The sequence below is a fragment of the Campylobacter sp. BCW_4332 genome, assembly GCF_001763175.1.
Classification (GTDB): domain Bacteria; phylum Campylobacterota; class Campylobacteria; order Campylobacterales; family Campylobacteraceae; genus Campylobacter_D; species Campylobacter_D jejuni.
The window spans coordinates 32,635-59,225 of the sequence record NZ_MJYF01000037.1 but is presented as its reverse complement, the minus strand read 5'-3'; the positions used below and the strand labels follow the sequence as shown (position 1 = coordinate 59,225).

The following is a 26,591-nucleotide window of genomic DNA, read 5'->3' as shown; positions in this document are numbered from 1 at the left end:
AGGAAATTAAATGAAAAAAATTTTAACCCTATTTTTAATAAGTTTAGCATTTTTTCTTAATGCTTGCTCCAAAGAAGAAGAAATTCAAAATGATTTTATGTTTGAAGAGTATCACAAAGGAGATAAAATAGTATTAAATAGTGTAAATGGTGGAAGCAAAACTTTAATAAGAACAGATAAAGGTTTTGTGGTAGAAGGAGAGGAAGGAAAAGTTCTAATGTTTGATTTTTTTGGTACTTTTTGCACCCCATGCAAAGAAGAAGCTTTAGATCTTAGCAAACTTTGGAAAAATAATTCTAGCAAATTTATCATTATAGGACTTACACATTTTGAAGATGTTAGCGATGAAACAGTTAAAAAATTCGCGGATGATTATGGTGCTTACTATTTTCTAAGCAATGGTGGTTCTAATGATCGTATTATTGCTCAAATTTTAAAAGATATAGACTATCAAAATATGGAGCAACTTCCTTTTAAAGTTGTTTTAAAAAATGGAATTTATCAAAAAATAAGCGATTACTGGAATAATAATGCTCCAACAAATTTTTATCTTGGCAAAATTCCAACAGAACTCATGCAAGAAGATTTAAATAAAATCTACAAAGGAAAATAATGCCAAAAACCCAGACTCTAGAGCAGACAAAACTTAGTGAACCAAAAATGTATAAAGTTATACTCTTAAATGATGATGTAACAACCATGGATTTTGTCATAGAAATTTTGATGAATATTTTTCATCAAAACCTTGAAAAAGCAAGTCAAACAATGTTAGAAATTCATCACAATGGTTCTGGAATTTGTGGCATTTACACTCAAGAAATAGCTCTTTCAAAACAAAAAAAAGTTATAGATGCGGCTAAACTTGCTAATTTTCCGCTACAAGCAAAGGTAGAAGAAGAATGAAATACCAAGAAAATTTACAAAAATATCTTGATAATGCCAAAAATCTAAGCTTAATAAACCACCATGAATTTGTCACCTGTGAGCATGTGCTGTTTGCATTACTAAAACTAAGCACTGATTTTAAGGATATATTTGAAGAATTTTCAGATGGAGATCTTGAACTTCTAGAAACTGAATTAAAAAATTACATTTCTCAAAACAATCAAGTTATTAAACAAGAAATAGAACCTACAATATCTGTTGTTTTAGATGAAATCTTACTTTCATCTAAAAATAAAAATAATGAAATTAAAATTATAGATTTTTTAGAAAAGCTCATACACGATTCAAGAAGTTATTCTAGCTATCTCTTAAAAAAACACAACATAAATCTTAACAAAATTCAAGAACTTCAAAATCATGAAAATATACAAAATTTAAGCAACCACACAAGTGATTTAACACTTTTAGCTCAAAATGGCAAGATTGATCCTTTAATAGGAAGAAAATTTGAACTTGAAAGAATGATGCAAATTCTTTCACGTCGCAAGAAAAATAATCCTATTTTAGTAGGAGAAGCAGGAGTTGGCAAAACGGCCATTGTAGAAGGATTAGCATTGGCTATTGCGGAAAAAAAGGTGCCTAAAAACTTACAAAATGCAAAAATTTTTAGTCTTGATATGGCTAGTATACTTGCGGGAACAAAATACCGTGGAGATTTTGAGAAAAGAATTAAAGAAATTTTAAATGAACTTGAGAAAATACCTAATGCTATTTTATTTATTGATGAAATTCACACTATAGTAGGAGCTGGAAGTACAGGAGAATCTCATACTGATTTTTCCAATCTTTTAAAACCAGCTCTAAGCAATGGAACTTTAAAATGCATAGGTGCAACAACTTTTATGGAATATAAAAATACTTTTGATAAAAATAAACCCCTAAGTCGCCGTTTTGCTAAAATAAATGTAGATGAACCAAGCCAAGAAGAAAGCTTGCAAATTCTGAAAGGATTAAAAAACAAATATGAAGAATTTCATCATATAAAATTAAACGATGAAATTCTTCAATATGCTGTAATTTGGGGTAAAAAATTTTTTAATGATAAATTTTTACCTGATTGTGCTATAGATCTGGTCGATGAACTTGGTGCTTCTTTTGCTTTAAATCCAAAAGCTAAAAAAAATGCCAATTTAAAAGATTTAGAAAATGTTTTAGCAAAAATGACCCACCATCACAAAATGTTTGAATTCGATCAAAATAAAGCTTTAATGAATTTAAAAGCAAATTTAAAAGCAAAAATTTTTGGCCAAGATGAAGTTATAGATAGCCTTGTTTCATCACTTAAGCAAAGTTTCGCAGGATTTAAAAATTCCAATACACCACGCGGAGTGTTTTTGTTTACTGGATCAAGTGGAGTTGGAAAAACAGAACTTTGCAAAGCTTTAGCTGAATTTTTAGGTTTAAATTTAGAACGCTTTGATATGAGTGAATATGCAGAAAAACATGCTATAAGTAAACTAATAGGATCTCCAGCTGGATATATAGGTTTTGAAGAGGGTGGACTTTTAAGCAATGCTATCCGCAAAAATCCTTTCAGTCTTGTTCTTTTTGACGAAATAGAAAAGGCTCATCCTGATTTAAGTAATACCTTTTTACAGATTTTTGACAATGCTGAACTCACCGACAATAGCGGTCTTAAAGTAGATTTTAAAAATACAATCATTATTATGACATCCAATCTAGGACTTAAAGAAAGCAATGAGCTTGGTTTTTTAAGTAAAAATGAAGAAAAAAGTAATCGTGCTATCAAAGATTTTTTTGCTCCAGAATTTATTAATCGCATTGATAAAATTTTACATTTTAATGATTTAAACAATGCTATACTTGTTAAAATTATCGAAAAAGAACTTGATGAAATTTCTAAAAATTTAAATAATATAAAATTATCAGTGGATGATAAAGCTAAAATTTATTTAGCTAAAAAAGCCTATAATAAAGAATTTGGAGTAAGGCTTTTAAAACGCATAATTTCTGAGGAGATAGGAGAAAAAATCAGTGATGAAATTTTATTCGGAAAGCTTAAAAAAGGCGGTATAGCTAAAATCAAACTTGGTAAAAATGGAAAGCTCGAATTTATATTCTAAATTACTCAATGCACCTAAAAATGCCCCTGTATTTTTAAGTCAAAATTTAGAAGCTGATTTTATTGTAAAAGCTTATACTTTTGGTCTATTCCCATGGACAAGTAAACCTGTAACTTGGTGGTGTCCAGACCCTAGATGCATTTTAATTCCAAATCAAATTCACATCCAAAAAAATATGAAAAAATTTATTAATCTCTATCAAATTAAACTTGATTATGATTTTTTAAAATTAATTACATTATGTCGCGATACACGCTCTCAAAGCTGGATAGATGATGAATTTATTACCACTTATTATAAGTTATTTACCCAAGGCTATGCGCATAGCCTTGAACTTTATGAAAATAATGAACTTATAGGTGGAATTTATGGTTTAATTTTAGGCAAGGTTTTCTTTGGTGAAAGCATGGTAAGCATTAAAAAAAATGCATCTAAAGTTGCCATGATTAAACTTTGTGATTTATTAAAACCTTATGATTTTATCATAGATTGTCAAGTTTATAACCAACATTTAGAATTTATGGGTGCTCATAATATTTCTAGGAAAGAATTTTTAAATATTTTAAAAGAAAAATGCAATCAAGAAAGTGGTTTTAAAAATTTTAAAGATTTAATTACTTAAAAAATAAGCGTGAAAATCACGCTTATGACATTGCTTTAGCAACTTCAGCAGAGCTTTCACGAATTTTCTCCATACATTCTCTTGCTTCTTTTGCAAGTTCAACACTCTGATTAACATCCTCTAAACCGCTTTTAATACTCTCAACCACTTGTGATGTAACATTACGAATAGAATTAATCGTAGTGGTAATTTCATTAACTGAATGCCCTGTTCTTTCAGCTAAATTTCTTACTTCATCAGCAACAACAGCAAAACCTCTACCATGTTCACCAGCACGCGCTGCCTCAATAGCAGCATTTAAAGCAAGCAGATTAGTCTGATCAGCAATATCACTAATAGTCTGAATAATAGATTTAATTTCATCTGATTGTTGATTTAATGAAGAAACAAGATTTGAACTTTGAGACATCATATCAGCAATATTCTGAACATTTGAAACAGTGTTTTCAATTACACGATCTCCATCTTGAGTAAGATTATCATTTTTTTCTGCAAGTTCGCTTATGAGGCGAAGTTTTTCTTGATCTTTTTTAACTTGTTCGCTTATATCTGTAGCAAATTTAATAACCTTGTAAATTTTCCCATCATCATTTTTAACCGGATTATAACTTGCTTCAAGGTATACTTTTTTATTATTTCTTCCGTATCTTATATATTTACCTGATTGAAATTTGCCCTCTCTTAAATCTTCCCAAAATTGAACATAGTCCTTAGAGTGTCTATAATTAGAATCACAGAACATACTATGATGCTTTCCTTTAATCTCATCAATATTAAAATCCATAGTTCTTAAAAAATTTTCATTAGCCGTAATAATAGTCCCATCAGGTTTAAATTCAATAATAGCCATAGAACGATTAGCAGCAGCAATAGTATTTCTAAGATCAAGCATTTCATAATGTCTTTGAGTTATATCATTGGCAAATTTAATAATTTTATAAACATGACCATTATTATCACTAATTGGAAGATAATTTGCTTCTAAATAAACATCTATCCCTCCCTTAGCTATACGTCTAAAAAGACCACTTCTAGCTTTTCCATCTCTTAAATCTTTCCAAAAATCACTATATGCTGAAGAATTAACAACTTCAGGCAAACAAAACATACTATGATGCTTGCCCTTGATCTCTGAAAGGGAGTATTTCATAGTTGTTAAAAAATTTTGATTTGCCTCTAAAATAACGCCATCGGTGGTAAATTCAATTACCGCCATGGTATTCCCAATAGATCTTAAAATATCTCCTAAACCATTACACTTTTTTTCAAGTTGTTCAATTATTTCAGTATTGTTTTTCTTAGCACCAAACATAAAACTCACCTTTTTAATAATAAATTATTTTAAAATTATATCATATTTATATAGTATTATTTACTTAAAATTATATTAATTTATAAGTTAAATATATCTTTTAAACCTACAATAATCATCTTAAACCCCATAGCAGCAATAAATACTTGTGCTATACGAGAAAAAACATGTAAAATCAATTTTCCAACTATTTTTTCTATAGTAGCTGCAAAATGAAAAAGTATAAACATAAAAATAAAAGCTATCATTACTCCGCCAAGAGCAACATCAAGCCCACCATCTTCGGCTATAACGATAATACTAGCTAAAGTTCCAGGCCCAACAAGCATAGGAAATGCCATAGGTATTAAACTCTGTCTTAAAATTTCCTTATCATCTATATCCTGATAAGAACTAAAATCCTTAGTTGCAATTTTTGTTGAAAAAAGTAAATTTTTAATAGCCATTATAATAAGGACTAAGCCACCAGAAACCCTTAAATCATCTAATGAAACTCTAAAAATATAGTTCATAAATAAAGGTCCTGATAGTAAAAATACCAAAACTATAGTAAAAGCTGTATAGAGAATAGTTCTAAAAAGTTTTTTTCGAAGCATTAAAGGCAATCCATCACTCATAGCCAAAAATTGAGTTAAATTACCAAAAGGATTTAAGATGGCAAGTAAAGTAATTGCAGCAAAAAATATCAAATAAAGCTCAGAACCCATACTAGAAAACACTATCAATCCTTAGTTTTTACAAATTCCAAAGAAATAGAATTTACACAATGTCTTACATTTTTAGCAGAAAACCCTTCTCCTTCAAAAACATGACCTAAATGTCCATTGCAGTTTGCACACACAATCTCGGTTCTAATCCCATCTTTATCAGGAATTCTTTTAATAGCCCCTCTTATTTCATCATCAAAGCTAGGCCATCCACAACCTGATTTAAATTTATCTTCGGATTTATAAAGTGAAGCTCCACATTGCTTGCATTGATAAATTCCTTTTTCATAAAAATCATTATATTTCCCACTAAAAGGAGCTTCTGTTCCTTTATTTAAAATTACTTTTTTTTCTTCTTCATTTAATTCTTTCATGATCTACCCTTGTAAAATAATTTTTATATTATATAATTAAAATTTCAATTTTAAATGATAAATTTTTATAATTTTCAAGAAAGTTTTAAATGCAAAAAGAATTTTTTCAAGAGCTTCAAAATATTTTATATGAAAAAAATACAAATATAAAATTTCACTCTTTTCAAAATTTTTATGAAGACTTTAAAAGCCACAAATTTATTTTTAATCACGAGAATCAAAGCATTTTCAAAAAAAATACATCACAACAAATTACCTTACTTCATCCTACGCGTATAAGAAGACCTAAATTTGTCAATTCAACTCATGCGCTTGCTAAAATAATTCATTCAGTCGCTCATATAGAATTTAATGCAATTAACCTGGCTTTAGATGCGAGTTATCGCTTTAAAAATCTACCTTTGCAATTTTATTACGATTGGCTGGAGGTAGCAGATGAGGAAATTAAACATTTCAAACTTTTAAATTCAGTACTTGAAGAACTTGGTTACAAATATGGAGATTTTCCAGTGCATGATAATTTAGAATCTGCTCTAGAAGCTACGAAAGACTCTTTAAGCTTTAGAATGGGAGTAGTTCATAGAGGTTTAGAAGCTAAAGGGCTTGATGTCAACCCATTTGTTGTTCAAAAACTTGAAAGCTCCAATCACTCCATTAAAAATCTTTTAATGGAATATCTTGAAATTATACTTAATGATGAAATAAAACACGTTAAAAAAGGAGATACTTGGTGGAAATTTTCAAATCAAAACAAGTATGATTTTATCGAGCTTTGCAAAACATTTAAACAATTCTCTCTTGCAGGAAAAAAACTTAACATTCAGGCAAGAATCAAAGCTGGTTTCACTCAAGAAGAATGCGAAGTCATTGAAAAATTTTACTCTTGATTTCTTATCTTAAATTTTGAAACAATAATGGTATATAAAACCCGAATAATTCCATAAAGCACATACAAGCTTGCTAAAATTACTAAACTTTCAAGGGGATAAAGATATAAAAATGAAAATATTATAATTAATATAATTAAAACTTTTAAAACGCTAGAACGATTAAAATCAAGCTTTTTAAAGCTGGGATAGCGTATATTACTTACCATTAAAAGCCCCAAAATTGCTTGAAGCACCAAAAAAACTACACCATAAGGCTTTAAAAAATCATAACTGATAAACGCATAAGTCCATATAGCACTCACAACTGCTGCAGTAGGTATAGGAAGACCTATAAAAACAGAAGGTTCATAAGTGCCTGTGGTAACATTAAATCTCGCCAAACGAATGGCTCCAAAAACCACAAAAAAAGCCGTAATCAAAGATCCAAGTTTTCCAAAATCATAACCTATAGCCATATAAAAAAGAACCGCTGGAGCAACTCCAAAAGCTACTAGATCAGCTAAAGAATCAAATTCTACTCCAAATTTTGAAGTAGAATTTGTAAGTCTTGCAACACGGCCATCAAGCCCATCGCAAATCAAAGATAAAATAATATAAATCAAAGCTGTATAATAATTTCCATGTATTGAAGCTATAATAGAAATAACCCCTAAAAAAGCTGAAGCAGCTGTAAAAAGATTGGGTAAAATATAGATTAATTGCGGTCTGTTATTCATTATTTTTCCTTACGCAAAATAGCCTAACAATGAACCTGCTTTAATTTCATCATTTAAGCCTATATGAATTCTAGTATCTTTTGGTAAAAGTAAACTTATAGAGCCATTAATTAAAAAACCCATTCTATCTCCTGCTTTTAAATCATGAGAAATATTATCGAGCTTTAATTTTCTATCAAAAGAACCTGCATAAATTCGCAAAGCTATCGTTTTATTCTCTTTAACTTTTGCCAAAATAAAAGCTCTTTCATTCATCATTTTTGCAGATTTTAATTCACTGCACAAAAAAAGCCCGTGTCGTAAACGAATATCTATTATAGACATTGCAAAAGGTGTATTAAAATTCCCAGCATCATAAAGAGCATTTTTAATAGTAATTTCAACACATTCACCTAAATCTTTATGATGAATATTTTCTATTTTAGTAACCCTGCCATCTATAGGTGCAAAAATAGCTTTTTCATCACTACAAACAAGTTCTCTTTTGGGTGCTCTAAAAAGAAAAATACAAATTACAATTAATGCTAATAGTAGGATGGAAAAAGAATAAAAAATCCACACAAAAATAAAAATCAAGCTTAAAATAATAAGACTTAAATATCCATCTTTTGCAATAAAATCTTTCATTCTTCTACTTTAACTTCAATTTTAACTTCTTCGAGCTCTTGCAAACGAGTTGGTAGACTATTTTGTTCCTCAAACTCTTTAATAATCTCACGCACTTTAGCGCCTTCAATAGTCTCTTCTTCATAAAGGGCTGCTACCATAGTCTCAATCGCTCCTTTATAAGTATTTAAAGTATCTTTAACATCTTTATAGCGTTCATCTAAGGTTTTCTTTACATAATCATCTAAAGATTCTGCCATCTTTTCAGAATAATCTTTTATGGTTTGTCCACCACTTAAGAAAGTATTTCTTTGTTTTTCAAGCACCATAAGTCCTGCAATTTCACTCATACCATACATAGAAATCATAGCTTTTATGATATCGGTTGCTCTTTCTAAATCATTACTTGCACCCGTTGAAATTTCACCTATAAACACTTCTTCAGCTGCACGACCACCCAAAAGTACATCTACTTCAGCTATAAGCTCATGTTTTTGCATTAAAAATTTATTTTCCTCAGGAGTATTTAAAGTATAACCTAAAGCCGCAAGACCACGCGGAATCACAGAAACCTTACTTACACGTTTTGCACCTTTGGTAGTTTCAGCGATTAAAGCATGACCACATTCATGATAAGTAACAATTTTCTTTTCTTTTTCATTAATACGACGTGATTTCTTCTCAAGTCCTGCTATAGCTCTTTCAACAGCTTCAACTAAATCATTTTGTTCTACATATTTTTTAGAATCCCTACCCGCTAAAAGTGCCGCTTCATTAATAATATTTGCAAGATCAGCTCCTGCAAGTCCTGCGGTTAAGCGTGCTATGTCTTCTACCTTAACTTTTGGGGAGATTTTTACATCTTTCATGTGCACTTTTAAAATATCACACCTACCTTTAAAATCAGGTTTATCAACCAAAACTTGTCTATCAAACCTTCCTGGTCTTAAAAGTGCTGCATCTAAAACTTCTGGGCGATTTGTTGCTGCTAAAACAATGACTGGGGAACTTTCTGTCCCAAAGCCATCCATTTCAGCCAAAAGCTGATTTAAAGTTTGTTCTCTTTCATCGTTTCCACCCATCATGCCACTTGCCGCACGACTTTTACCAATAGCATCTATTTCATCTATGAAAACAATAGCAGGAGCTTCTTTTTTTGCATTTTCAAACAAATCTCTCACACGAGAAGCACCTACACCCACAAACATTTCTATAAAAGACGAGCCTGAAACACTAAAAAACGGCACATCAGCTTCACCTGCAACTGCTTTTGCAAGCAAGGTTTTTCCTGTACCTGGAGGCCCAACAAGCAAAAGCCCTTTTGGAATTTTCGCTCCCAATTTAATATATCTTTCAGGATACTTTAAAAAATCTACAATTTCTTTTACTTCTTCTTTAGCTTCTTCAACACCAGCCACATCGCTAAATTTTACTTTAGGTTTTTCTGAATTTACAAGCTTCTTAGAGCTTCCTATGCCCAATATAGAACTTCCCATATTTTTTTGCATACGACTTGCCAAAAACATCCAAATACCAAAGAAAATAAATACTGGCAAAACCCATGAAAAAAGTATATCCGTAAACCAATTTGTTTCAGAATACGCACCATAAGCGATATTTTTACTATCTAGTAAACTCACAAGCTCAGGATCGTTAACTTTTTTTGCTGTATAAACAGTATTGTGAGAGCTTGAAATTGCTTTGATTGTTGTTTGTCCTATACTAACTTGATTGATTTGTCCATTTTCAATAAGCTTTTTTAACTCAGAATAAGGGACATTTTTATTTACTTCATTACCATTCAATGCCCCACCAAAAGAACCATTGCCATCAAAAAATCCCTTAAAAATAATTATCATTACAATTGCAAAAATCGCAAAAATAAAAATGGGATTTTTGTTAAAAAAATTATTACCCTGCGGATTACCCTTATTATTTGGGGTATTATTATTCATTACTTATCCTTTTTATTGTTTTTATATACAAAACTACACCACTCATTGATTTGCATTTCATCAATGAGTTCTAAATCTTGAAATTTTTCTTTAATTCTTGTTGAATATTTATCTAAAATTCCTGACAAAATAAGTATAGCATTATCTTCTAAATGGTTTTTAATATCTTTTTCTAAAATTAAAATCACATCTGCAATGATATTTGCAACAATTAGGTTATATAAACCATTTGCTTTATCTATAGATCCACACCAAGTCTTATGAAAATCGACATCATTTAATCTTGCATTTTCCAAAGAACTATCGATAGCCAACTCATCAGTATCACAAATTTCAACATTACAACCAAACTTTGCCATGATAATACCTAAAATTCCACTACCGCAACCAAGATCTAAGGCTCTTAATTTACTTTTAGAAAATTTTTGTAAAAATTTTACACAAGAATATGTGCTTTCATGATGTCCTGAGCCAAAGGCTAAGGCTGGATTAATCTTTATATTTATATAATTCTTTTTTTCTTCTTGCCAAGTGGTATGGATATAAACATTATCCACCAAAATAGGTTTTATGCCGTTTTTATATTCTTGTATCCAGTCCTTGTTTTCTTTCTCTACAAGACTTAAATTAGAAATAATTTTATGGTTTAAATTGAAAGTAGTTGTAAGTTTTTGAGCAAATATTTCAAGTGCCCATGAAAGCTCTTCTAAACTCTCATGGGATCTAATATAAACACCATTATCTTTCTCTTCTATAGCTTCTATACCTAAATCAAAAGCAAAATCAAGAAATAAATTTTTATACTGCTCTTCTACGATAAAGAACAATTCGTAATATTTTTTTTGCATTTAGAATTTTAAAAATCAGCCTTTACTCAGCTGCACCTTCTCCACTTCCTATTCCTAAAACATCTTCAAGTTTTTCTTTTAAAACTTGTGGAGTAAAAGGTTTTACAATATAGTTATTTACGCCAGCTTTTAAAGCAGTAATCACTTCAGCTTTTCCGCCCTCAGTTGTAACCATGATAATAGGCATATCTTCATATTTTTTCTCTGCTCTTACTTTTTTTACCAACTCCAAGCCATTCATTTCTGGCATATTCCAATCTGTAATTAAAACTTTTACATCTTCATTTTTAGTTAATAAATCCCAAGCTTCAACGCCATGCTCAGCTTCTAAAACATCATCGTGTCCAAGTCTTGTTAGGGTATTTTTAATAATCCTTCTCATAGTAGAACTGTCATCAACAACTAACAATTTCACAATTTCGTCCTTTCAAAGTTTTTATAGTTTTATTTTACCCTTTTTAGCCTTATTAATCAAGCTAAAAAATTTTAAAAAATAGCATTATATCATCTTTTATTTAAAATTTTACTCAAATATTATTATTTTTATACTTAACCGTAAATAAATATACACTTAAACCTAAAAGAAGCAAGCTCACTCCACCGATAAGATAAATCGCATAAATCATCTGAGAAAAATCACCAATAGCAAGTTTAAATACCAACATCAAAGCTTCTATAGCCAAAGCAATGATAATAGAACCTAAAAATCTCACCATAGTTTTTTGAATTCCGCCTTCTTCTTTTTTTGTTTTTCCTAATACTTCTTGTTCGATCAAAGTTTTTGCCAAATCGAAAATAGCTAAAGCTAAAGTTATAGCAATAGTACTTTCAAACATATGTTCTATACCTATAGCTTGATTATCAAAAAGACTAAAAAAACCTTTTTGAAATAAAAAGCAAGTAATCACAAATAAAACCAGTGCGAAACAAAAATATACCAAACGACTAAATTGAGTAAAAACAAACTCAAATTTTCCTGCTTGAATAATCCTTAAAATATCTTCAAGCTTGATATCGATACAAACAACAAAAAGCAAGTTATTTTTATCATCGTAAATTGGCATAGAAGCTGTCACGCAAAGTTCGTTGTTTAAAACCGAAGGATAAGGATCACTTAAAACGCATCGTCTTAATTTTACAGCTCTATAAAAATAAGAACGAGTACTTCTATCCTCACCCTGCCCTATTTCATGAGCCTTATTTAAGGAAATCGCATTTTCTATTTGCATGCCTGAAATATCTAAAATATACAAAGCATCAAAAACAACAACTTCATGAGCTATTTTATCCAAAGCTGTTTTAATCGTTTCAAGGTGAATATCAGGAAGTTTATTAGGTAAATTTCTTGTTAAAATATAACTCATATAAGCTCTAGCACGATAGCGATTATCTTCAAATCTTTGTATATCTTTTATATACATTATACACCTTCTTTATTGTGTTTAAATTCAGGCACAATCTTTAATAAAGTCTCTGAAATATCTTCACATATTTGTAAATTGTCTATCTCTTTATTAAGCCAATCAAGATCAACCTTTTCATTCTTTGCTACAAAAATACTCTCATATTGCGTTTTAGCATCATTTTCATCAATCAAAAGCTCTTCATAAAGCTTCTCGCCTTTTCTTAAGCCTGTGATTTTAATTTCTAAATCATTACGATTAGAAAGTAAAAGCATTTTTTTAGCTAAATCTATGATTTTTACAGGCTTACCCATATCCAAAACAAAAAGTTCTCCCCCTTTTGCAATAGCTCCAGCTTGTAAAACAAGTTGCACTGCCTCAGCCACAAGCATAAAATAACGCACTATATCAGGGTGCGTTAAAGTTAAAGGCTCATTATTGGCAATTTGTGCTTTAAATTTCGGTATCACACTACCACTAGAACCTAAAACATTACCAAAACGCACACAAGCAACTTCAAAATTTTCATCACTCATACTTAAAGTATAAAGCTCGCAAACTCTCTTAGTGCAACCCATAATATTTGTTGGTCGCACTGCTTTATCTGTACTTATCATCACAAATTTAGCTACTTTGTTTTCTTTAGCACTATCGCATAAAATTTTAGTTCCTAAAATATTATTAATTACTGCTGAATGTGGATTTTGTTCGCAAAGAGGCACATGTTTATAAGCGGCTGCATGTAAAATAAGCTCGGGTTTATAAGTTTTTAATACCTCATCTAAACTTTGCTTATCTAAAATACTCAGTAAAATAGGAGTAATTTTTTCTTTATATAAATTTAAATCATCATTGATCTTATAAAGATTATACTCACTATGATCAACCATGATAAGATGCTTAGCACCAAATTTAATACATTGCTTACAAAGTTCACTGCCTATAGTTCCACCTGCTCCACTTACCAAAACTACCTTATCTTTTAAAAAAGCCGCCACAGCACTATCATCTAAATCTTTTGGTTTTCTAGCAAGCAAGTCTTCTATACTGATATCTCTTGCTTCGTTTCTTGTAAAAGAAAATATTTTTACATCGCAAATACCATAAGCTACAAGTTCTTCAAAAAGTTTTTTAAGCTCTTCTTGTTCAAGTCTTAAAGCAATAATGGCAGTTTTTACCCCTTGTTCTACATAAGATTTTATTTTTTCTTTTTCTTCTACAATAAATTTATCACAATAAGTCCCTATAAGCTCTTTTCTCGCATCAACTACGCCTACAGGAAAAAGCCCTAAAGAACCTTCTTTTGCACCTTTTAACAAATGCAAAGCCTTAGAAGTTGCCCCTACTACAATACAAGGAGTTTCTTCTTCTTTCATTCTAGAAGGTTTAAAATCCACAAGCATTCTTTTGCTAATTCTTAAAGTACCTATAAACATATAAGAAAGAACAAAATCTATCACAATAGCACTTCTTGGAAAAGGATTAAAAAAATCACTAAAAAAATAAAAAATAAGAAAAAAACAAAACTCAGCTAAAAGCAAAGCAATAAAAATTTTTCTTGCTTCATTGAGAGAAAAAAATCTCCAAGCTACTTTATAAATTCTAAAAACAAACAAAAATGAAAGTTTTAAAACAAGCAAAATAATAGCAGAAATCATCATACCATGATAAAAAATACTCGGAATATCTCCACTAAATCTCAAAGAAAAAGCCAGATAAACGCTAAGTAAAATTAAAACAATATCTGAAGTTAAAAAAAATGCTAATCTTTTGCTTTTATAAAAAATCATTTTAAGCCTTTATGCTCTTTAAGATCAGTTTTGAAATTTGATAAACATCATCTTTACTCATCGCCGTGCCACTTGGCAAACAAATTCCTTTTTGGAAAAATAGCTCACTATTACCATTAAGATAAGCCTTAGCTCCTTTAAATACTTCTTGAGTGTGCATAGCTTTCCATAATGGTCTTGTTTCTATTTGTTCATTTTTCAAATCTTCTATGAGTTTTGAAATTTTTGGATGCAAAGCGATATTTTTTTGACTGATATTTATATCTTTTTGACAAGCATTAAGTTCATTTTTATCAAAATCAATCAAAGCTGTACTTAACCAGCGATTACTTCTTGAATTTTCTAATTCATCTAAAAAGCTAAAATGCTCTCCTAAAAATTCTTTATACCACTCATAAATTTCTCTTTTTTTAAGCACTCTTTGTTCTAAAACCTCTATTTGTGCTACGCCAATAGCTCCTAAAACATTGCTTAAACGGTAATTATAACCATAATCTAAATGTTCATAATGCAAACAATTTTCCCTTGCTTGAGTGCTATAAAATCTTGCTTTTTCAATCTTTTCTTTATTTTTTCCTATAAGCATACCTCCACCTGAAGTGGTGATAATTTTATTACCATTATAAGAATAAACTCCAAATTCTCCAAAAGTTCCTAAAGCTTTATTCTTATAAAAACTTCCTAAAGCTTCGGCAGCATCTTCGATTAAAACAATTTCATTTTCTTTGCAAATTTTAACAATCTCATCCATTTTTGCAGCATTGCCATAAAGATGAGTTAAAATCAATGCTTTTGGTTTTTTTTCACATTCTTTAATGGCGAGTTTTAACAAATCTACATCAATATTATAAGTTTCATCACAATCTATAAATACAGGCTTTGCTTTAAGATAACAAATAGGTGCTACTGAAGCGATAAAAGTAAAAGAAGAAGCTAAAACGATATCATCTTGTTTTACCCCTGTCACCCTTAAAGCTAAATGCAAAGCCGCTGTGGCTGAATTTAAAGCTAAGGCATTTTCACTTTTGCTATAATCTTTTACACTTTGCTCAAAGCGATTTACAAATTCACCCAAAGGTGCTATATAATTGCTTTTGAAAACTTCTTCTATGTATTTTAATTCATTGCCACCCATATGCGGAGGAGAAAGAAAAAATCTCATGATTTATCCTTTGTATAAAACAAAATTTTTATAAATTGACTCTATTTTACCTAAAAAAATTTACAAAGAATCAAACAAAAATCTTTTTATAATCATTTCATATTTTTCTTTTTGCAGGCACTCCCACAAAAACACCTTTTTCATCTTGACTTTTAACCAAAGTTGCTCCACCACCTAAAATACTATCATCTGCTAAGCTTAAATTAGGCAAAACACAAGAATTAATCCCTAAAAAACAATTTTTACCGATTTTTACATTGCCCGCACACTTAGCCCCTACACTCACATGAGAAAATTCCCCTATCACGCATTCATGTTCAATCACACTTGAAGTATTTAAAATCACGCCTTTTTCTATTTTGGCTTTAGCATTAACTACTACATAAGGCATGATTAAAATTCCTGCATTTTCCTCCACACCTGCACTAGGACTTATAAGTGCACTTTTATGGATAAGATTAACAATTTTAAAGCCATTTTCTGAAATTTTTTGATAAATCTTTTTTCGAATTTCATTGTTTCCTATGGCTATAAAAAAATCATATTTAGGTAAGGTGCTTTCAAATTTCACTCCTTTAAAATCATCTAAAAAAATACATTCTTTATAACCCATATTTTTAGCCACATCTTCACAAACAAGCCCATGACCACTAGCACCATAAATATAAATTTTTTCAGTTCTTGCCATTAAATTTCTCTGTTGTAACATGGCCTTCTTTGCTTACCCCGCTTCGTTTTAAAACCTTTAAAGCTGTTAAAAACATGATTTTTAAATCAAGCAAAAAAGAAATATTTTTCACATAATACACATCAAGTTCGAATTTTTTCTGCCAAGAAATAGCATTTCTACCATTTACCTGCGCCCACCCTGTTATACCTGGACGCACTTTATGACGTAATTTTTGCTCTTCATTGTAAAGAGGTAAATACTCAACCAAAAGAGGTCTAGGTCCAACAAAACTCATATCCCCTTTTAAAACATTAAAAAGTTGTAAAAGCTCATCCAAACTTAAGCTTCTAACGATTTTTCCAAAAGCTTTCAAACGCAATTCATCGCTTAATAACTCACCCTTTTCATCTCTTTCATCGCTCATGGTTTTAAATTTATAAATTTTAAAAATTTTTTCATCTAACCCTGGGCGATTTTGGGTAAAAATCACACTTCCTTGAGTGATTTTTAAAAGTAAAGCAGTGATTAAAATCACCGGAGAAAAAAGCACCAAAAGCACTAAAGCTAAAATAAAATCAAAAATTCTTTTAAAAACTTTTTCATACATTCTTAATTACCCTATCATAAAGTTTTAAATAACGCTGTGCGATATTATTTTCATCGTATTGTAAAGCATCTTGGGCGGCATTTTTAGCTAAATTTAATCTTAATTTTTCATCTTCTAATAAAAGTGAAATTTTTTCGCTTAAATCTTTAGCATTTTTTGTTTTTGCCCAAAGTCCATCATAAGCATTAGAAATAGCCTCCACACAACCTTCGCAATCACTTACCACTATAGCCTTACCGCAAGCTTTTGCCTCCAAAACACTTACAGGAAAGCCTTCTTTATAGCTTGGTAAAACAAAAATATCACAATTTTGCAAAAGCTCGACTATATCACTTCTAGCACCCAAATAATACACCACACCCGAGTTTAAAAACTCCAAACTTGCACAAGAAGGATTTTCATCTCTTCCACCAACTAAAACAAAATTTGCCTTGTCTTTTAGCATAGCAGCACTTTCATAAAATTCTTTTACACCTTTATGCCATAAAGCTCTTGCTATCATAAGCACAATTGGTTTTTTATCTATGTTTAAATTTTTCCAAAAAAGCTCTTTTTTTTCCGATTCTACATAAATAGGAAAAAATTTTTTTAAATTGATCCCTACAGATTTTATCACGCAAATTTTATTTTCTTTAAGTCCTAAATTCCGCATAAACTCAGCATTACTTTCATTAACAAAAATAAATTGGTGTGCAAATTTAAAACTTAATTTATAAAGATTATTAATAACAAAACGCACTAAATTTGCCTTAAAACCTTGATCTATATAAAAAGAACCCAAGCCTTCTACCAAAGCAAAACGATAAGGAATTTTTGCCCATTTTGCTGCTAAAATTCCAAAGGTATTGCTTTTATGTGCCGCACTTTGAATAAGATCAAGATTTAAATTTTTCAAAACCTTAGCAAGATAAAAAAAATTCTTTAAAACCACAAAAGGATTTAAGCTAGCTCTTGAAAGCTCATAAACAATTACTTTTAAGCCAAGATCTCTAAGTTTTTGCGTGTATTCATCTTGCGGCACTATAACAAAAACTTCGTCTTTTCTATCTTTTAACGCTTTTATAATAGGCATTCTAAAATGATAAATACTTGCTCCTGCATGTGATAAAAATCCTATTCTCATTTTCAACCCTTAAATTTTAAGTTTAAAAACCTTAGCATCTCTAGAATTAATCACCAAGTCAAATAAATTCTTATCATAATTTCCTAAAAAAAACATTTGCACATAAGCACTATTAAACATGGTTTTATCCATTAAAATAAATTGTGCGTAAGGAATAGCACTATCCTTTAAATAAAAAATATAAAACTGAGCCTTATCATCAATTGGAGTGATTTTGTATTCACCTTGTTTAATAGAGTTAATCTCTACGATACTATTTACAGAAACCACATTATCACCTATTTTAAAACTTCTAAAATCATCGCTTAAAACCACTCCGTTGCTAAGATAAATTTCTCCATTTTTAACATCAAGTGGATAAGCTGTGCTAAAGGTAAAAGGTTTATCCAAAACTCCTGTATCTAAATTAATAAAAGAAAAACTAGCCACCGTAGAAAAAATCAAAGACATTCTAGCGGGCATATAAAGATAAATATCACGAGTTTTTGGTGTATCGATTTTAAAATCAGGTTTTGATAATGAAGCTAGAAACAAATCCACATTGCTTTGATTATAATCTTTCATCATGGCTTGCAAAATGTCTGTTTTTAAAATATCATTTTGCGGAGCATAAAAGCTTTTTTCTGTATATTCTACACTAAGTCTTGCCATATTAGCTGCAGCTTGTTCATCTTTGCTTAAAGCAAAAGAAGGGAAAAAATTATCCTTACCTAAATGCTTTCCACCATCTACTAAAGTTTTCACATCGCTATAATAACGCACAGGATAACCATAATCCCACCAAGTTACCACATAATCTTCTCTATTGGCTATATTCTTTAATTGATTTAATAATGATGCTTCATTTTGAGAAAAAACTGTTGGTGCTTTATAGTTGTAAATATGGATAAATACTGAAGCTAAAGTCAAAATAGTTGCAAAAACAATACAAACATTTGAAGTTAGTTGGCTATATTTTTTAACCAATATAGCCTTAAACTCGCTCAATAAAAAACCAAATCCTAAGGCCATTACAGGTACAGAATAAATGGTAAACCTAAGTCCCCCTTTTAAGGCTAAAAACCCAAGCACCAATATAGGTAAAGCCATAATCATACTTTTATGTTTTCTCAAAAGCCATACAAAACCAAACAAAGAAAACAAAAAAACAATTTCACTACCACTAATTCTTCGCATAAATTCGCTAAGATCTACATTTTCAACTTCTTGTATGGTTTGATTGACATTAAAATACATAAAACCCTGCGTTAAATTCGCACTTTCATCACTTCTAAAAATATAAAATTTAAGCTGATAAAGTATAGGATCAACCCCACCACTTAAAATCAAAAATATCAAAGTTGCACTACCTAAAATTCCTATAATCATAAAATTTAAGCGTTTTTGCTCTAAGACAAATAAAGCAAAAAGTATTACTATAATGGCACTTTGATAAAACCATGCTATATTTGAAAGAGTAAGAGAAGACAAAATCACAGCTATATAAAAAATCTTTTCTTTTCTATGAAAAATAAGCGTATAAATTAAAAAAAGTCCAATTAAAGCTACATTTAAAGTATAACTTGAAGGATACCACCAAAGATAAATTCCTATAAATAACGGCAAGGCAATCAATGAAAAAAAGTCTTTTTTTAAAATCATTCTTACCATAAAAAATAAAATAAACATAGGTAAAACAATTACCAGCATATCCGTATCATAATACCCACTCATAGTGCGATTATAATAACTGTTTGCTATGCTTGCTAAAAGAGCAGCTACAAAGCCCATTAAAGGACGTTTGTATTCATTAGCTAGCAAAATAATAGGAATCACCACCAAAGAAGATAAAAAAGTACTCATATATAAAATGATACTTTCAAAAGAAAAAGGTGTGACTTTATAAAGCCAATAAGTAAGCGCGGATAAAGAAGATCCATAATAACTCAAATCATTAGGCTGATGAAAACCTGCTATCATATCTCTTGCGCCCTCAGCAAAGGCATAGCCATCGTTTGAAATGATCATTAATTGATTATTGAAAAAATACTCATTAAACTCACTTGCCCACCAAACCCAATAAAACCTGCAAAATACACTAAAAACATAAGCTAATACAATCATCGCAAACAAAACTAAATAAGGGTTTTTTAAATACTCTTTTTTCAACATCTTTTATCCTAATAAATATTTCAAAGCATCACGTGCAATTTTTACTTTATCAAAAGCCTTAGCCCTAGTTTTAGCCTTATTTTTATACGCTTTTCTTAATTTATCATCTTCAAGCATAGTCTTTAAACCCTGAAACATGGAGTTTTCATTATCTACTTCTACTAAAAGTCCAAATTCATCATCGCCAAAAAGCTCTCTTGCGCCACTTTTATGATCAGTGCAAACCACCGCACAAGAACAAGCCAAACTTTCGATTAAAACATTTGAAAAACCTTCAAACACAGAAGCAAAAGCAAAAAATTCGCATTTAGCCATGTATTTATAAGGATTATTATCAAATCCTAAAAGCAAAACCTTTTCTTCTAAATTTAACTCTTTAATCAAAGCCAAAAGCTCATCTTTAAGCACACCTTCACCTAAAATCACAAGCTTTAAATCTGTTTTCAATCTCGCATAAGCACGAATTAATAAAGCATGATTTTTACCTTTATCAAGCCTGCCTACACTTAAAATAAATTTATCTTTTAAAGCTATATCTTCAAGAGCTTTTTGCTCTATGTTTTCTAAATCGATGGCATTGTATAAAATTTCACATTTTTTTGGATTTATACTAAAATTTTGCACTAAATCTTCTAAATTTCCTTTAGAATTAGGCAAGATTAAATCAGCCCTTGGGTAAAGTAAAGAAATTAAAAATTTATTTGCCAAAGAATTAAAATTATTTTTCATATACATCACACTTGGTGTAGTGCATTCATTGATCACAAGGCGAGTTTTGTTTCCAAACATTCTTGCCATTAAAGCTATATAATTAGGTCGATTTAAAAAAACAAATTCTGTATCAATGCCTAAATTTCTGCAAAGTTTTTTGTATTTTAAAGCCAAAAAAGGTAGTTTTAAAAATTTCAAAATAGGATTTTCACTAGGTTTTGAACATTCTAAAAAATGAATTTGACACTCTGGAATTTCATAAGAAATTTTATCATTCATCAAGATCAAATGCACTTCAAATTTCAAACTTAAAATAGGCAATAAAGTCGCCACAACTCTTTCAGCACCACCACTTCCTAAAGAATAAATAAAAATGCCTAATTTTTGCATAAAGCCACCCGAATTTTTGATAATTTTTCAATCATATTATTTGGAATTATACTTAAAATGAGTAATATCAAAGCAGGAGTGTTGATTTTTATACTCAGGCTTTTAAACAAACACTTATAAAGAGCTTTATAATTTTTTGCAAGTTTTGCATAATAAGCTGCCATTTTATAATAACTCGCACAAGTTTTTTTATAATCTTTATCCTTACTCATTCTAAGTTCATTTTCTAAAATTTTAGCAAGCTCTAAATATCCCAAATACACCCTATGAGCATTTTTACTCGCCCCTAAAGTCACGCTATCTTGCCTAAAAATCCTATAAATCCTAAAAGCCTTATGGATATAAAAACTTTTTTCCTTGTATAAATTTACCCAAAGCGTGGCTTCATTGCCATAAAATTCTTCATTAAAACGCTTGTTTTCAAGTAGAGATTTTTTAAAAACAGAAAAAAACTCTCCGCTAAATTTAGCCATTAAAAAATCTTTTTTAGAAATTTCACTATCTTTTTCCAAGCCCTTGCCGCTAAATTCCTTGCTTAAATTTCCTTCTTTTTCCATCAAACAATTTCCAAAAACATGAGCATAACCCTCACTTGCTTTTTGCATCAAGGTACTTAAAGCCCCAGATAAAAGCTCATCATCATCATCTAAAAAAGTTACAAACTCGCCACTTGCTTGATCTAAGCCATTGTTTTTATTGCCATTTGGGCCTTGTTTGTAATTTTGATTTAAAAAATACTTAATGCGATCATCATCTTTTTGTAAATTTTGCACCACACTTTTAGTATCATCACTAGAATTATCATCACTTATAATAATTTCTAAATCTTTAAAATCTTGATTTTGTATGCTTTTAATAGCCTTTTCCAACAAAGCTTGACGATTAAAAGTTGGTACTATAACAGAAAGTTTAGGCATTTTTAACCTCGGCTATAAGCTTAAGCCATTCTTCTTTGATATGAGAAATTTCAAAGTCTTTACACCTTTGTTTGGCATTATTTACAAGTTCTTTTCTAAAATTTTCATCATTTAAAACAAGTTCAAGTTTTTTAGCAAGTGCTATTTCATCATCACAACCTACCAAAAGCCCATCATGATTATCTTTGATTAAATCCTTAGCACCATTATAATAAGAACTTGAAATTCTACAAACCTCAAAATACAAACTTTCAATTAAAACCGTTGGCAAACCCTCTACAAAAGAACAAAGGCAAAGCACTTTTGCTTTTTCATAAAGAGCCTTGACATTTTCAACTCGCCCTAAAAAATCAACTTTTATTCCTAAAGATTTTACCTTGTATTCAAGTTCTTGCCTTAACTCTCCATCTCCTGCTATAACAAATTTATAATTTTCTTGCAAATTTTTATCCAAATGCGCTATAGCTTTTAAAAACATTGCAGGGTTTTTGTTGTGATCTAAACGCCCTATAAAAAGAACCAAATTTTCCTTTTCAAAACTAGAATCAAAAGGAATTTCATCGCTAAAATGACAAGGGTTTAATAAAAGCTTAACCCTTTTTACAAATCTTTCATAATACACCTTATCACTGCTTCCAAGCACACTTAAAGCATCACAAAAAGGATAGCTTACCCTTCTTAAAAAACGCCAAATTTTAGGTTTTAAATACGCTTCATTACTATGCTCACTTATAATGAGTGGAGTTTTAAGCCCTATTTTCGCAGCAATACAAGCAATATTAGTCGTATCCAAAAAAGAAATAAAAACATCAGCCTTACTTTCTTTCAAAGCCTTTCTTAAAGCAAAAAATTTCTTAAAACGACTTGCGATTTTATGATAAAGTGTGTCAAATCTAAATTGTTCTAAACTTGTAACTTTAACTTCATTTTCAAGCTTATAAAAAGATTCTCCTGCATGAAATTTAATAATACTTACTTCATGCTCTTTACAAAGTGCATTAGCTAAAGTTACCAAAACACGCTCAGCGCCTCCTGAATTTAAAGTTGCGATAATAAAGCTTATTTTCATCATTTCTCCTCTTTAAGCTTACCGTGTTCTAAACGATAAACCTTATCACATTGCGTTATCGTAGAAAGGCGATGTGCGATAATAATCATGGTTTTATCTTTAGAAATTTTATAAATTTCATCCATGATTTTTGCTTCACTTTGAGTATCAAGCGCAGAAGTTGCTTCATCAAGCACTAAAATTTCAGGCTCTAGATATAAAGCTCTTGCTATAGCTATGCGTTGTTTTTGTCCCCCGCTTAAATTACTCCCCCCATCACCTACTTTTGTTTGCACTCCTTGAGGTAAATTTTTTATAAAATGCTCTAAATTTGCTTGTTTGATAACCCTGTTAAGTTTTTCTTCATCAACCGCATCTCCAAAAGTAATATTTTTAGCTATGCTGTCATTAAAAAGATAGATATTTTGTGGGATATAGCCTATTTTTTGGCGATAATTTTTTGCATTACTTACATTTAACTCTTGCTTATCAATTAAAATTTGCCCTTCTTTTGGTTTTAAAAGTCCTATGATAAGATCTACTAAGGTACTTTTTCCGCAACCACTCTCCCCTATAAAAGCGATTTTTTCGCCTTTTTTAATGTTTAAGTTAAGATTTTTAAATAAATGTTTTTTTCCCTCATAACCAAAGCTAAGATTGCAAATTTTAAGCTCTTGATTAAAGCTTAATTTTTCCTCGCCCAAATTTTCTTCTTCTTGTCTTAAATTTTGGTAAATAATATCCAAAGAAGAATGATAATAAAGCAAATCATGATAACTTGTGATAATACGATTTGCGCTTGGCATTAAGCGATAAAGCGCTAAAACAAAAATAGAAATCGTGGATAAAATACCTGAAATATCACTTTCATTTTTCAAAACCAAAAATACCACGATAAAAACAAGCACACAAAAACCTATTCCTTCAAGATAAATTCTAGGCACCGCAGCTACGCTTTCATTGGTAATATTTGCTTTAGAAAAAGCTTCACTTTGTGCTTTAAAAAGACTTAATACTCCATCTTCTTTAGTTTTAAGCTTGATAAATTTAAAATTATTTAAATTTGTATTTAAAATTTCGAAGAAATTTTTCATCGCTTCTTCGCGTCTTAGTCCTGCTTTTTTAATGATAGGACTTAAAATTTTCACTAAAATAAAGGCATTTAACACCATAAAAATACTTAAAAATAAAGTGATTTTATAATTAATCAAAAGCATTAAAGCATAAAGCAAAAGCACTACAAAAATTTCACTCATCAAAAGTAAAAATGATGAAATCATAGTGCTTAGATTATAAACTTCCCCTGTAATGGACTTTAAAATTTCAGATTGATTTTTTTGAGTAAATTTTTCATAATTAATATTTAAAAATTTAGAAAAAACCTTATAAGCGATCGCATGATACCGTCCTTTAGAAAATCTTGCCAAAAGATGAAAATAATACGCATTTAACAAAGCCCTAAATACATAAAAAACAATAAGCCCCACTCCAAAATAAACAATGATTTCAAAAACAGGGATATTAAGATATTCTTTTAGGCTGATTAAATATTTATTACGATCAAAATAAGAAAAATCACTAGCCAAAGTGATAAAAGGCATTACCAAAGAAATCGCAAAAGTTTCTATAAAAGAAACAAATACTGAAAAAACAAGCAAGAAAAATAAAAAATTTTTATCTTCCTTGCTTAAAATAAAAAAAAGTTTTTTTAACACTGTTTTTCCCAATCAAAAGCAGATTTACAAATAAGCTCTAAATCATCATATTTAGGCTGCCAAGAAGTAAGATTTCTGATTTTACTTGCATCAGAAATCAACACACTAGGATCGCCCGCACGGCGTGGGGCAAGTTCTACTTTAAAATCCACTCCGCTAACTTTTTTCATCGCTTCAATCACTTCTTTTACACTAAAACCATGTCCATAACCTACATTAAAAACATTGCTTTCATTCTCTTGTAAATAATCCAAAGCCGCTAAATGCGCGCTTGAAATATCATCTACATGGATAAAATCTCTTATACAAGTACCATCTTTTGTATCATAATCATCGCCAAATATGAAAAGTTTATCACGTTTTCCTGCGGCACATTCAGCTGCAACTTTTATAAGCAAAGTCGCTTTTGGATAGCGTTGTCCTAAAGTATAATCCATGCAAGCACCTGCAACATTAAAATATCTTAAAATACAATGCTTAAATTCAGGATTTGCCATACTTGCATCACGCAAAACCTCTTCGCTCATAAGCTTACTACGCCCATAAGGATTAATAGGTGCTAAAGGACTTGTTTCGCTCACAACGGGAGTTTGTGGTTCGCCATAAGTGGCTGCCGTTGAAGAAAATATAAATTTATTCACTCCAGTTTGCAAACAAGTTTCGATGAGATTTGTTGTATTAACAGTGTTGTTCATATAATATTTTAAAGGGTTTTGCATACTTTCAAAAACTTCAATGCTCGCTGCAAAATGCACAATAGCGTCAAATTTTTCTCTCTCAAACAATGCTTTTACACCTTGAAAATCACTTAAATCTTGTTCAAAAAATTTAAAAGCTCTTATTTTTTGCAAATCTTCTATTGCGATTTTAGAGCCCTTAGAAAGATTATCTAAAACACAAATTTCATGATCTGTTTTTAAAAATTGTCTTAAAGTATGAGAACCTATATAACCTGCGCCACCGCTAATAAGAATTTTCATCATCATTCCTTTTTTAAAATGTCAAAAATAAATTTTAATATATTTTCTTAAATACTTAAGATCGAACTTTTGAAATTTCACTCTCACAAGCTTTTGCAAAAACTTCTGTATAAGAACGATCTGATTTTTTTGCGCGCAAAAAATCTCTCATATAAGAAAGAAAATCAACATAATCTTCTTCACTAACATTAGCTTTAATAAGTTCATATTTTAAAAAAAGCATATAGGTGTTTAAAACATCACTTTCACAATATTCGTGGATTTTTTCAAGTTCATTTTCATAAAAAAGTTTCATCACCTCATCGCCATGCACATCATATTTTCCTGGCAAACCCACCATAGAGCAAAGTGTATCAAGCTTTATTCCACGCCCATTAGATCCTAAGGATTCTAATAAATCACAATGTTTTAATTCTGAAAATCTTGTTTTATAATTATTCCATTTATCGCTTTGAGTATCTAAATAAGTTGCTGCTTTTAAATTGTATTTTAAAGCCCTTAAAACAAGAACAGGCATATCGAAATTTTTACCATTAAAGCTGACTAATTTTGGCTCATAATTTTCTATAAAATTGAAAAAATTCTCAATCATTTCTTTTTCATTTTGCCCATCAATTTTATTTACTTTGATAAATTTTCCAAAATTATCACTTAAAACCGCACAAATACTGATGATTTTATGATAAGGCAAAGGCAAAAACTCACTCCCGCTTTGTTCTTTTTGCCACTGAAGTGCTTTTAAACTTACCTCCAAATCACTTCCTTCAAAACCTAAAGTTTTGCGGATAAGCTCAACATCTGGCACACTCTCACAATCAAAAACACAAATATAACCTTCATTTTTTGCCATTTTTTAACCTTTTTT

At 30.1% G+C, this 26,591-nt stretch carries 26 protein-coding genes; 5 read left to right on the top strand and 21 right to left on the bottom strand.

Annotation, left to right across the window (positions count from 1 at the left end):
• The first annotated feature begins 10 nt into the window (after positions 1–10).
• From AJN64_RS03455 to aat, 4 genes are read left to right on the top strand one after another with little or no spacing between them, the layout of a single operon-like run.
• Complete coding sequence (locus AJN64_RS03455; RefSeq protein WP_002856169.1) at positions 11–613, top strand: TlpA disulfide reductase family protein; 603 nt, start codon at positions 11–13, stop codon at positions 611–613.
• The gene (locus AJN64_RS03450; RefSeq protein WP_002856038.1) at positions 613–903 is read left to right on the top strand and encodes an ATP-dependent Clp protease adaptor ClpS; all 291 of its coding nucleotides are present in this window, start codon (positions 613–615) and stop codon (positions 901–903) included. The genes AJN64_RS03455 and AJN64_RS03450 overlap by 1 nt, the downstream gene beginning before the upstream one ends.
• Positions 900–3,029, top strand: a complete 2,130-nt coding sequence (locus AJN64_RS03445; RefSeq protein WP_070261237.1) for an AAA family ATPase — start codon at positions 900–902, stop codon at positions 3,027–3,029. The genes AJN64_RS03450 and AJN64_RS03445 overlap by 4 nt, the downstream gene beginning before the upstream one ends.
• Positions 3,004–3,651, top strand: coding sequence for a leucyl/phenylalanyl-tRNA--protein transferase (gene aat, locus AJN64_RS03440; protein WP_002826100.1), 648 nt, complete (start codon positions 3,004–3,006; stop codon positions 3,649–3,651). The genes AJN64_RS03445 and aat overlap by 26 nt, the downstream gene beginning before the upstream one ends.
• 22 nt (positions 3,652–3,673) lie before the next feature.
• On the opposite strand, the gene cetZ is transcribed toward aat, so the two are convergent.
• The 3 genes from cetZ to AJN64_RS03425 all read right to left on the bottom strand — a co-directional run bounded on the left by cetZ (position 3,674) and on the right by AJN64_RS03425 (position 6,044).
• Positions 3,674–4,963, bottom strand: coding sequence for an energy taxis response protein CetZ (gene cetZ / locus AJN64_RS03435; protein WP_002861827.1), 1,290 nt, complete (start codon positions 4,961–4,963; stop codon positions 3,674–3,676).
• Positions 4,964–5,043: 80 nt separating this feature from the next.
• Entirely contained in the window at positions 5,044–5,670 is a 627-nt protein-coding gene (locus AJN64_RS03430; RefSeq protein ID WP_074470041.1) for a MarC family protein, read from the bottom strand.
• Positions 5,671–5,684: 14 nt separating this feature from the next.
• Positions 5,685–6,044 carry a methionine-R-sulfoxide reductase gene (locus AJN64_RS03425; protein WP_002861829.1) on the bottom strand — a complete coding sequence of 120 codons (360 nt, stop codon included), beginning with the start codon at positions 6,042–6,044 and terminating at the stop codon, positions 5,685–5,687.
• Between the two features lie 89 nt (positions 6,045–6,133).
• Between AJN64_RS03425 and AJN64_RS03420 the strand changes: the two genes are divergently transcribed.
• The gene (locus AJN64_RS03420) at positions 6,134–6,931 is read left to right on the top strand and encodes a ferritin-like domain-containing protein (protein ID WP_070292684.1); all 798 of its coding nucleotides are present in this window, start codon (positions 6,134–6,136) and stop codon (positions 6,929–6,931) included.
• Here the strand turns inward: AJN64_RS03420 and pssA are convergent.
• The 18 genes from pssA to AJN64_RS03330 all read right to left on the bottom strand — a co-directional run bounded on the left by pssA (position 6,922) and on the right by AJN64_RS03330 (position 26,576).
• Positions 6,922–7,650, bottom strand: a complete 729-nt coding sequence (gene pssA, locus AJN64_RS03415; protein WP_002859122.1) for a CDP-diacylglycerol--serine O-phosphatidyltransferase — start codon at positions 7,648–7,650, stop codon at positions 6,922–6,924. The genes AJN64_RS03420 and pssA overlap by 10 nt on opposite strands.
• 9 nt (positions 7,651–7,659) lie before the next feature.
• Complete coding sequence (locus AJN64_RS03410) at positions 7,660–8,277, bottom strand: phosphatidylserine decarboxylase (protein WP_044779141.1); 618 nt, start codon at positions 8,275–8,277, stop codon at positions 7,660–7,662.
• Positions 8,274–10,211 (bottom strand): ATP-dependent zinc metalloprotease FtsH, encoded by a 1,938-nt coding sequence (gene ftsH / locus AJN64_RS03405; protein WP_002861832.1) that lies wholly within the window; start codon positions 10,209–10,211, stop codon positions 8,274–8,276. The genes AJN64_RS03410 and ftsH overlap by 4 nt, the downstream gene beginning before the upstream one ends.
• Positions 10,211–11,059, bottom strand: a complete 849-nt coding sequence (locus AJN64_RS03400; RefSeq protein WP_002861833.1) for a 50S ribosomal protein L11 methyltransferase — start codon at positions 11,057–11,059, stop codon at positions 10,211–10,213. The genes ftsH and AJN64_RS03400 overlap by 1 nt, the downstream gene beginning before the upstream one ends.
• A gap of 22 nt (positions 11,060–11,081) precedes the next feature.
• On the bottom strand, positions 11,082–11,474 hold the full coding sequence (locus AJN64_RS03395; protein ID WP_032603349.1) for a chemotaxis response regulator CheY: 393 nt from the start codon (positions 11,472–11,474) through the stop codon (positions 11,082–11,084).
• Positions 11,475–11,586: 112 nt separating this feature from the next.
• Complete coding sequence (locus tag AJN64_RS03390) at positions 11,587–12,480, bottom strand: PDC sensor domain-containing protein (protein WP_002861835.1); 894 nt, start codon at positions 12,478–12,480, stop codon at positions 11,587–11,589.
• Entirely contained in the window at positions 12,480–14,252 is a 1,773-nt protein-coding gene (gene pglF / locus AJN64_RS03385) for a UDP-N-acetylglucosamine 4,6-dehydratase (configuration-retaining) (protein ID WP_070292683.1), read from the bottom strand. The genes AJN64_RS03390 and pglF overlap by 1 nt, the downstream gene beginning before the upstream one ends.
• Position 14,253: 1 nt before the next feature.
• Positions 14,254–15,414 (bottom strand): UDP-N-acetylbacillosamine transaminase, encoded by a 1,161-nt coding sequence (pglE, locus tag AJN64_RS03380; RefSeq protein WP_070210265.1) that lies wholly within the window; start codon positions 15,412–15,414, stop codon positions 14,254–14,256.
• Positions 15,415–15,511: 97 nt separating this feature from the next.
• Positions 15,512–16,102, bottom strand: coding sequence for a UDP-N-acetylbacillosamine N-acetyltransferase (gene pglD / locus AJN64_RS03375; protein WP_032603433.1), 591 nt, complete (start codon positions 16,100–16,102; stop codon positions 15,512–15,514).
• Entirely contained in the window at positions 16,089–16,691 is a 603-nt protein-coding gene (gene pglC / locus AJN64_RS03370) for an undecaprenyl phosphate N,N'-diacetylbacillosamine 1-phosphate transferase (protein ID WP_002861839.1), read from the bottom strand. Before pglC ends, pglD begins: the two co-directional genes overlap by 14 nt.
• The gene (pglA, locus tag AJN64_RS03365) at positions 16,684–17,814 is read right to left on the bottom strand and encodes a N,N'-diacetylbacillosaminyl-diphospho-undecaprenol alpha-1,3-N-acetylgalactosaminyltransferase (protein WP_070292682.1); all 1,131 of its coding nucleotides are present in this window, start codon (positions 17,812–17,814) and stop codon (positions 16,684–16,686) included. Before pglA ends, pglC begins: the two co-directional genes overlap by 8 nt.
• 9 nt (positions 17,815–17,823) lie before the next feature.
• Positions 17,824–19,965, bottom strand: a complete 2,142-nt coding sequence (gene pglB / locus AJN64_RS03360) for an undecaprenyl-diphosphooligosaccharide--protein glycotransferase (protein ID WP_070292681.1) — start codon at positions 19,963–19,965, stop codon at positions 17,824–17,826.
• 3 nt (positions 19,966–19,968) lie between these two features.
• On the bottom strand, positions 19,969–21,066 hold the full coding sequence (pglJ, locus tag AJN64_RS03355; RefSeq protein WP_002861842.1) for an N-acetylgalactosamine-N,N'-diacetylbacillosaminyl-diphospho-undecaprenol 4-alpha-N-acetylgalactosaminyltransferase: 1,098 nt from the start codon (positions 21,064–21,066) through the stop codon (positions 19,969–19,971).
• On the bottom strand, positions 21,054–21,983 hold the full coding sequence (gene pglI, locus AJN64_RS03350; protein WP_070292680.1) for a GalNAc(5)-diNAcBac-PP-undecaprenol beta-1,3-glucosyltransferase: 930 nt from the start codon (positions 21,981–21,983) through the stop codon (positions 21,054–21,056). Before pglI ends, pglJ begins: the two co-directional genes overlap by 13 nt.
• Positions 21,976–23,055 (bottom strand): GalNAc-alpha-(1->4)-GalNAc-alpha-(1->3)-diNAcBac-PP-undecaprenol alpha-1,4-N-acetyl-D-galactosaminyltransferase, encoded by a 1,080-nt coding sequence (gene pglH, locus AJN64_RS03345; protein WP_083271911.1) that lies wholly within the window; start codon positions 23,053–23,055, stop codon positions 21,976–21,978. The genes pglI and pglH overlap by 8 nt, the downstream gene beginning before the upstream one ends.
• Entirely contained in the window at positions 23,052–24,746 is a 1,695-nt protein-coding gene (gene pglK, locus AJN64_RS03340; protein ID WP_070292678.1) for an ABC-type lipopolysaccharide transporter PglK, read from the bottom strand. The genes pglH and pglK overlap by 4 nt, the downstream gene beginning before the upstream one ends.
• A complete protein-coding gene (gene galE / locus AJN64_RS03335; RefSeq protein WP_002874249.1) occupies positions 24,740–25,726 on the bottom strand; it encodes a UDP-glucose 4-epimerase GalE in 987 nt (328 codons plus the stop codon). The genes pglK and galE overlap by 7 nt, the downstream gene beginning before the upstream one ends.
• Positions 25,727–25,781: 55 nt before the next feature.
• The gene (locus AJN64_RS03330; protein ID WP_052793764.1) at positions 25,782–26,576 is read right to left on the bottom strand and encodes a 3'-5' exonuclease; all 795 of its coding nucleotides are present in this window, start codon (positions 26,574–26,576) and stop codon (positions 25,782–25,784) included.
• Positions 26,577–26,591 lie beyond the last annotated feature (15 nt).

Coding starts and splice junctions, on each gene's coding strand:
- AJN64_RS03410 (WP_044779141.1), bottom strand. CDS start 8,277: ATGAAAGATTTTATTGCAAAAGATGGATATTTAAGTCTTATTATTTTA.
- AJN64_RS03330 (WP_052793764.1), bottom strand. CDS start 26,576: ATGGCAAAAAATGAAGGTTATATTTGTGTTTTTGATTGTGAGAGTGTG.
- pglH (WP_083271911.1), bottom strand. CDS start 23,055: ATGATGAAAATAAGCTTTATTATCGCAACTTTAAATTCAGGAGGCGCT.
- AJN64_RS03390 (WP_002861835.1), bottom strand. CDS start 12,480: ATGTATATAAAAGATATACAAAGATTTGAAGATAATCGCTATCGTGCT.
- aat (WP_002826100.1), top strand. CDS start 3,004: ATGGAAAGCTCGAATTTATATTCTAAATTACTCAATGCACCTAAAAAT.
- pglB (WP_070292681.1), bottom strand. CDS start 19,965: ATGTTGAAAAAAGAGTATTTAAAAAACCCTTATTTAGTTTTGTTTGCG.
- ftsH (WP_002861832.1), bottom strand. CDS start 10,211: ATGAATAATAATACCCCAAATAATAAGGGTAATCCGCAGGGTAATAAT.
- galE (WP_002874249.1), bottom strand. CDS start 25,726: ATGAAAATTCTTATTAGCGGTGGCGCAGGTTATATAGGTTCTCATACT.
- AJN64_RS03425 (WP_002861829.1), bottom strand. CDS start 6,044: ATGAAAGAATTAAATGAAGAAGAAAAAAAAGTAATTTTAAATAAAGGA.
- pglD (WP_032603433.1), bottom strand. CDS start 16,102: ATGGCAAGAACTGAAAAAATTTATATTTATGGTGCTAGTGGTCATGGG.
- AJN64_RS03430 (WP_074470041.1), bottom strand. CDS start 5,670: ATGGGTTCTGAGCTTTATTTGATATTTTTTGCTGCAATTACTTTACTT.
- pglC (WP_002861839.1), bottom strand. CDS start 16,691: ATGTATGAAAAAGTTTTTAAAAGAATTTTTGATTTTATTTTAGCTTTA.
- pglI (WP_070292680.1), bottom strand. CDS start 21,983: ATGCCTAAACTTTCTGTTATAGTACCAACTTTTAATCGTCAAGCTTTG.
- AJN64_RS03445 (WP_070261237.1), top strand. CDS start 900: ATGAAATACCAAGAAAATTTACAAAAATATCTTGATAATGCCAAAAAT.
- AJN64_RS03455 (WP_002856169.1), top strand. CDS start 11: ATGAAAAAAATTTTAACCCTATTTTTAATAAGTTTAGCATTTTTTCTT.
- pglA (WP_070292682.1), bottom strand. CDS start 17,814: ATGAGAATAGGATTTTTATCACATGCAGGAGCAAGTATTTATCATTTT.
- cetZ (WP_002861827.1), bottom strand. CDS start 4,963: ATGTTTGGTGCTAAGAAAAACAATACTGAAATAATTGAACAACTTGAA.
- pglJ (WP_002861842.1), bottom strand. CDS start 21,066: ATGCAAAAATTAGGCATTTTTATTTATTCTTTAGGAAGTGGTGGTGCT.
- AJN64_RS03450 (WP_002856038.1), top strand. CDS start 613: ATGCCAAAAACCCAGACTCTAGAGCAGACAAAACTTAGTGAACCAAAA.
- AJN64_RS03420 (WP_070292684.1), top strand. CDS start 6,134: ATGCAAAAAGAATTTTTTCAAGAGCTTCAAAATATTTTATATGAAAAA.
- pssA (WP_002859122.1), bottom strand. CDS start 7,650: ATGAATAACAGACCGCAATTAATCTATATTTTACCCAATCTTTTTACA.
- pglE (WP_070210265.1), bottom strand. CDS start 15,414: ATGAGATTTTTTCTTTCTCCTCCGCATATGGGTGGCAATGAATTAAAA.
- pglF (WP_070292683.1), bottom strand. CDS start 14,252: ATGATTTTTTATAAAAGCAAAAGATTAGCATTTTTTTTAACTTCAGAT.
- AJN64_RS03400 (WP_002861833.1), bottom strand. CDS start 11,059: ATGCAAAAAAAATATTACGAATTGTTCTTTATCGTAGAAGAGCAGTAT.